The sequence below is a fragment of the Moraxella sp. CTOTU49097 genome (assembly GCF_032064105.1).
Lineage (GTDB): Bacteria > Pseudomonadota > Gammaproteobacteria > Pseudomonadales > Moraxellaceae > Faucicola > Faucicola osloensis_B.
In genome coordinates, this window is the sequence record NZ_DAMBOA010000046.1 from 1 (window position 1) to 2,559 (window position 2,559).

Genomic DNA, 2,559 nt, shown 5'->3' on the forward strand with positions numbered 1-2,559 from the left:
GCCAGTCACGATTGAAAAGGAGTTAGTCATGCAGCGCGACATTTTTAAGCCAACACTACTGAGCCTCGTCATCGCCCAAAGCTTATTGACGGCGTGTAGCCCCTCACCGTCAAATAGCCGTGATACGAGCCCTACCACACCTGTTATCGCCCACCCAACGCCCGTGGTTGCTGCGCCTGCCATGATGATGGACGCGGCAGCAATGAGCAAGATGGCACGCTACTCGCCTATCATGCCGATGCCGATACCACAGGATAATAGCGAAAAATATCAGCATCTTGCAGCCAACCCCATTCACCAAACCGCCACCGATGCTGTTGCCACCTTTAGTATCGATACCGACACGGGCAGCTATGCCAATGTGCGCCGTTTTCTCAACGACGGGCAATTACCGCCCACTGACGCGGTGCGTATTGAAGAGCTTATCAACTATTTTAACTATGACTTTTCACACGCCAAGCGCCTTGCCAATGCCCCTTTTTTAGTAAGCACGGAAACAGTTGCCGCACCGTGGCGTACGGCCAATCGTATCATCAAAGTGGCTATCAAAGCAGATGACCCTACCATCACCAAACAAAGCGCGTTACCGCCTGCCAACTTGGTATTTTTGGTGGATGTGTCAGGCTCGATGTCAGACAACGATAAGTTACCACTGGTCAAATCTTCGCTAAAAATGCTCACCAAACAATTGAGAGCGCAAGATACCATCAGTATCGTGACCTATGCTGGTCATACACAAGTGACGCTTCCCGCCACCAAAGGCAGTGATACCGACAAAATATTAGCCGCGATTGATAGCCTAGATGCCAGTGGTTCGACCAATGGCGAAGCAGCGATAAAGCTAGCTTATCAACAAGCAAAAATCCACTATAAAAAAGATGGCATCAACCGCATTTTGATGATGACCGATGGGGATTTTAATGTCGGTGTATCGGACGTCGATGAAATGCTAGATATTATCCGCCGTGAACGTGATAGCGGTGTGTCACTTTCCACATTTGGCTTTGGTGAAGGCAATTTAAACGACCACATGATGGAACAAGTCGCGGACAACGGCAACGGTAACTATAGCTACATTGACAGCCTGTCTGAGGCCAAAAAAGCCTTGGTAGACGAAATGTCAGCCACCTTTAATACCGTGGCAAAAGACGTCAAAGTACAAGTGGAATTCAATCCCCAGACGGTTAAAGAATGGCGCTTAATTGGTTATGAAAATCGCGTCCTTGCAAAAGAAGATTTTAACAACGATAAAGTAGACGCAGGTGAGCTAGGTGCAGGCAAATCTGTGGTTGCGCTGTTTGAAATTACCCCTGTCGGGCAGCAAGGTTGGCTAGACGATAGCCGCTACCAAGCTTACCCTATCAATCACACCGGCAAAAATACTGAACTGGGTTTTTTAAAACTTCGCTATAAAGCGCCAAATAGCAACACATCAACGCTTTTGACCCTGCCCATTACCAATACTACCCAACAGCCGAGCAGTGAGCTGGCATTTGCGCTAAGTGTGGCAAGTTTTGGTGAAACCCTCAAGCAAAGCAAATACATTGGTAATTGGCAACTAAATGATAGCAAGCGACTCGCCCAAGCCAATATCGGCAACGACCCACAAGGTATTCGCCGCGAATTTATCAAGCTTATCGACTTAGCCGATAGCTTACAACCCACCAAAAAATAGCCACTATATAACTTTCAATAAAAAAGCTAGATGACTCATCTAGCTTTTTTACTGCTTTTACTGTTTTGCCCATCAGTGCTGTTTTGTGCCAAAAATTTTATCCCCTGCATCCCCAAGACCTGGAATAATATACCCCTGTTCATTGAGATGACTATCGAGGGCTGCGGCAAAAATCTTCACATCAGGATGGGCATCATTCACCGCTTTTACCCCTTCAGGCGTTGCCACTAATACTAAGGCTTTAATATTTTTACAACCGTGTTTTTTCATCATATCAATCGTTGCTACCATACTACCGCCCGTCGCAAGCATAGGATCTAAAATCAACGCAGGACGCTCATTAATATCTTTGACCAACTTTTCAAAAAAAGGCACGGGCTCGAGGGTATCCTCATCACGTTGCAATCCAACCATCGAGATTTTTGCCGTGGGAATAAGGTCTAAAACCCCATCAAGCATTCCTAAACCTGCGCGCAAGATAGGTACGACAGTAACGGTTTTACCTTTGATTTGAATGCCTTCAATTTGGTTGCCTTCCCATCCCTGAATGCTGATTGTTTCTATGGGAAAATCACGGCTTGCTTCATACGCCATCAAACGGGCAAGCTCTTTGGTCAAGGTACGAAACTTATAAGTGCTACTATCTGCCTCGCGCATCAAGGATAATTTATGCTTAACTAAGGGATGATCAATAACGGTAATTTGCATGGTAACACTCACTTTAAATTTCACACCAAAAATTTTCGCCTATTTTACCCAAAGTCTGCGATAAAAACATTAATTTTCTATTCTGAGTTTTTCTCTAAGTTTTTCAGGAATACAAAAAACACCCCTTACTGTTGTAAGGGGGTGTTTTTGGGATAGGGAGCTGACGATGACCTACT

2 protein-coding genes are annotated in these 2,559 nt (G+C 45.4%); one reads left to right on the top strand and one right to left on the bottom strand.

Annotation, left to right across the window (positions count from 1 at the left end; translation table 11 throughout):
• The first annotated feature begins 40 nt into the window (after positions 1–40).
• Positions 41–1,675, top strand: a complete 1,635-nt coding sequence (locus RT064_RS10960; RefSeq protein ID WP_409519571.1) for a vWA domain-containing protein — start codon at positions 41–43, stop codon at positions 1,673–1,675.
• A 72-nt stretch (positions 1,676–1,747) separates the two neighbouring features.
• Here RT064_RS10960 and upp read toward each other — a convergent pair whose 3' ends face one another.
• Positions 1,748–2,383, bottom strand: coding sequence for a uracil phosphoribosyltransferase (gene upp / locus RT064_RS10965; protein WP_313015618.1), 636 nt, complete (start codon positions 2,381–2,383; stop codon positions 1,748–1,750).
• Positions 2,384–2,559: the final 176 nt, after the last annotated feature.

Bases quoted from the DNA above. Each gene is read 5' to 3' on its own strand.
- upp (WP_313015618.1), bottom strand. From the start codon at position 2,383: ATGCAAATTACCGTTATTGATCATCCCTTAGTTAAGCATAAATTATCC.